Here is a 3,558-nt window from a genome sequence, read left to right as displayed (position 1 = left end):
GGTGGCGCATAGAGGCCGCTGCGGTAATAGGTGTCGATGAAGTTCAGGCCGATCGCCTGATTGGCCACGCGCACCTGATTCGGCCCGGGTGCAGCGGGTTCGTAGTCAACATATTCGAGCACTTCGGGACCGCCGTGGGCGCGGAACTGGATACGCTTTGCCATCTGCCTGCTCTCCTTGGGTCGTTGCTAAGCCCTCTATCCAACTCCCCTGCTTGATCTTCGTCAACTGCGGCGCGCCGGCCTGCGATGGTATGCTACGCGCCCATTTGCGTCGCCCGCCTGCCGGGGCGCCGCCCGATTCAAGGTGAAGCCATGACGACCCGCACCGACGCCGTAAAGGCCTATCTGCTCGATCTGCAAGACCGCATCTGCGCTGCACTGGAAACCGAAGACGGCGGCAAATGCTTCGTCGAAGACGCCTGGACCCGGCCGGCGGGCGGTGGCGGGCGCACCCGCGTGCTGGACAACGGCACGCTGATCGAAAAGGGCGGCGTCAATTTTTCCCACGTGTTCGGCAGCGGCCTGCCGCCCTCGGCCAGTGCCCATCGGCCGGAACTGGCCGGGCGTGGTTTCGAGGCGCTCGGCGTGTCGCTGGTGATCCACCCGCACAACCCGCATGTGCCGACCTCCCACGCCAACGTGCGTTTTTTCATCGCTGAAAAAGAAGGCGAAGAACCGGTCTGGTGGTTCGGCGGCGGTTTCGATCTGACCCCGTACTACGGCGTTGAAGAAGACTGCATTCATTGGCACCGCGTCGCCGAGCAAGCCTGTGCGCCGTTTGGTGCGGACGTCTATCCGCGTTACAAGGCCTGGTGCGACACCTATTTCCATATCAAGCATCGTCATGAGCCGCGCGGCATTGGCGGTCTGTTCTTCGACGATCTGAACGAGTGGGACTTCGACACCAGTTTCGCCTTCATGCGCGCCATCGGCGACGCCTACATCGAGGCCTACCTGCCGATCGTGCAGCGGCGCAAGAATGACGCGTTCACCGCACAGCAGCGCGAATTCCAGGAATTCCGTCGTGGCCGCTACGTCGAATTCAACCTAGTTTACGACCGTGGCACGCTGTTCGGCCTGCAATCGGGTGGCCGTACCGAATCGATTCTGATGTCGCTGCCGCCGCAAGTGCGCTGGGGGTATGACTGGAAGGCCGAACCTGGCAGCGCAGAAGCGCGTCTGACCGAGTATTTCCTGCAGGATCGCGACTGGCTGGCCGAGGCCTGAGGACGGGTGATGGATCGTTACGTTGTTTTTGGTAACCCGATCGGCCACAGCAAGTCGCCGATGATTCACCAGTTGTTTGCCGAACAGACCGGCCAGCGCCTCGACTACAGCACGCTGCTCGCGCCGCTGGATGATTTTACCGGCTGCGCCACGGCATTCTTTCGCGAAGGCCGCGGCGCCAACGTGACGGTGCCGTTCAAGGAAGACGCTTACCGGCTGGCCAACAGCCTGACCGCCCGCGCGCAGCGCGCCGGTGCGGTGAACACCTTGAGCAAACTGGACGACGGTTCACTGCTCGGCGACAACACCGATGGCGCCGGCCTGGTCCGCGATCTGACGGTGAATGCCGGGTTCAGCCTGACCGGCAAGCGCATCCTTTTGCTCGGCGCCGGCGGCGCGGTGCGCGGTGCGCTGGAACCGTTACTGGCAGAGAAACCGGCCTCGGTGATCATCGCCAATCGCACGGTGGACAAGGCTGAGCTGCTGGCGGAATTGTTCGGCGATCTGGGACCGGTGTCGGCCAGTGGTTTCGACTGGCTGCGCGAGCCGGTGGACGTGATTATCAACGCCACCTCCGCCAGCCTGACCGGTGACGTGCCGCCGATTGCGCCAAGCCTGATCGAGCCAGGCCAGACCCTGTGCTACGACATGATGTACGGCAAGGAACCGACCGCGTTCTGCCGCTGGGCCACTGAGCACGGCGCGGCGCTGGCGATGGATGGTCTGGGCATGCTCGCCGAGCAGGCGGCCGAGGCGTTCCTGCTGTGGCGCGGCGTACGCCCGGATACCGCGCCGGTACTCGCCGAGCTGCGCCGCCAACTGGCCCTTTAACTTTTGCTCCCACTTTGAAATACGATCAATGTGGGAGCGAGCCTGCTCGCGAATCGCATCACCACCGATATCAGCTCAATCCTCAAACCTGATCGGGCACTTCTCCGCCCCTTCCAGTTTGCGCAACTCCTCCACCACCGGCGGCCGCGCCCGGCGCAAGGTCAGGCTGCGACCCTGGCCCAGCAGGCGCCGCGCTTCCTGATGCAGCATCTCTACCCCTGAATAATCGATGAAGTTGATCTGCTGTGCCTCGATTACCACCCGCGCGCCATGCAGGCGTTGCAGGCGTACTTGCAGGTAATGGCTGGCGCCGAAAAAGATCGAACCGCCCACCCGCAGCACATCGTCGTCACCGTCGCGCCAATGCTGCACCCGTGGTTGCGAGGTGCGCTTGAGGTAAAAGAACAACGACGCCAGCACCCCGGCGTAAATCGCCGTCTGCAATTCCAGCAGCAAGGTCGCGAGACAGGTCAGGGCCATCACCACGAACTCGGCACGGCTGACTCGCAGCAAAGCGCGAATGCCCCGGTGATCGACCAGACCCCAGGCAATCAACAGGATGCTGCCGGCCATGGCCGGGATCGGAATGTGCGCGATCAGCCCCGCGCCGAACACCGCAAACAGCGCCACCCAGATTGCCGAGAACACTCCGGCCAGCGGCGAGCAGGCACCCGCCTCATAACTCAGACCTGAGCGGGTAAACGATCCGGCTGACAGCGACCCGGAAAAGAACGCACCGACAATGTTCGACAGACCCTGTGCGCGGACTTCCTGATTGGCGTCGAGCAACTGTTGCGAGCGCGCCGATATCGAACGGGCGATCGACAGACTGGTGACCAGCCCGAGCATGCCCACCGCCACGGCGCTCGGCAGCAGGCGCAGGATCACCTCCAGATCCAGCGGCAAGGCGCTCAGCGGCGGCAGGCGTCCGACGAAAGCGCTGACCAGATGCACATGACCGAACATCGCCGGCCAGATCCACACCAGCAGGCTGGCCAGCACCAGCGTGAGCAACAGCGTCGGCCAGCGCGGCAGAAGTTTTTTCAGGGTCACGCCGACGATTACCGTGGCGACGCCGAGCATCAGCGAAGGCTTATCCACAGCCCCCAGATGTCGTAGCAGATCCATCAGGCTGGCGAGCGCGGTGGTGTTGGCCGGCAACTCCAGCCCGAGCAGATTGGGCAATTGCCCGATGGCGATCACCACGGCGGCACCGAGGGTGAAGCCGAGCACTACCGAATGCGAAACGAAATTCACCAGCGCGCCAAAGCGCAGCAAGCCGAGCAACCACTGGAAAATCCCGGCGAGGAACGTCAGCAGCAGGATCAGGGTGATGTAGTCCTCGGAAGCCGGCACCGCGAGCGGGCTGACGCTGGCGTACAGCACGATGGAAATCGCCGCCGTCGGGCCGCAGATCAGATGCCATGACGAACCCCACAGGCACGCGATCAATACCGGGATGATCGCCGCGTAGAGTCCGTATTCCGGTGGCAGCCCG

At 63.6% G+C, this 3,558-nt stretch carries 3 protein-coding genes and 1 pseudogene; 2 read left to right on the top strand and 2 right to left on the bottom strand.

Annotated elements, in window-relative coordinates:
* Nucleotides 1-164, bottom strand: a pseudogene (locus OQK_RS29920) (quinone oxidoreductase); the annotation flags it as partial.
* Nucleotides 165-314: 150 nt separating this feature from the next.
* Here OQK_RS29920 and hemF point away from each other — a divergent pair.
* Both hemF and aroE read left to right on the top strand, forming a co-directional pair.
* A complete protein-coding gene (gene hemF, locus OQK_RS10665) occupies nt 315-1,229 on the top strand; it encodes an oxygen-dependent coproporphyrinogen oxidase (RefSeq protein ID WP_016772373.1) in 915 nt (304 codons plus the stop codon).
* 9 nt (nt 1,230-1,238) lie between these two features.
* Complete coding sequence (gene aroE, locus OQK_RS10660; RefSeq protein ID WP_016772372.1) at nt 1,239-2,060, top strand: shikimate dehydrogenase; 822 nt, start codon at nt 1,239-1,241, stop codon at nt 2,058-2,060.
* Nucleotides 2,061-2,135: 75 nt separating this feature from the next.
* On the opposite strand, the gene OQK_RS10655 is transcribed toward aroE, so the two are convergent.
* Nucleotides 2,136-3,558, bottom strand: a 1,423-nt coding sequence (locus OQK_RS10655; protein ID WP_016772371.1) for a SulP family inorganic anion transporter, incomplete at its 5' end; no start/stop codon positions are given.

The organism is Pseudomonas sp. R62 (assembly GCF_000257605.1).
Taxonomy (GTDB): Bacteria; Pseudomonadota; Gammaproteobacteria; order Pseudomonadales; family Pseudomonadaceae; genus Aquipseudomonas; species Aquipseudomonas atacamensis.
This window is presented reverse-complemented; position numbering and strand designations above follow the sequence as displayed.

Bases quoted from the DNA above. Each gene is read 5' to 3' on its own strand.
- hemF (WP_016772373.1), top strand. From the start codon at position 315: ATGACGACCCGCACCGACGCCGTAAAGGCCTATCTGCTCGATCTGCAA.
- aroE (WP_016772372.1), top strand. From the start codon at position 1,239: ATGGATCGTTACGTTGTTTTTGGTAACCCGATCGGCCACAGCAAGTCG.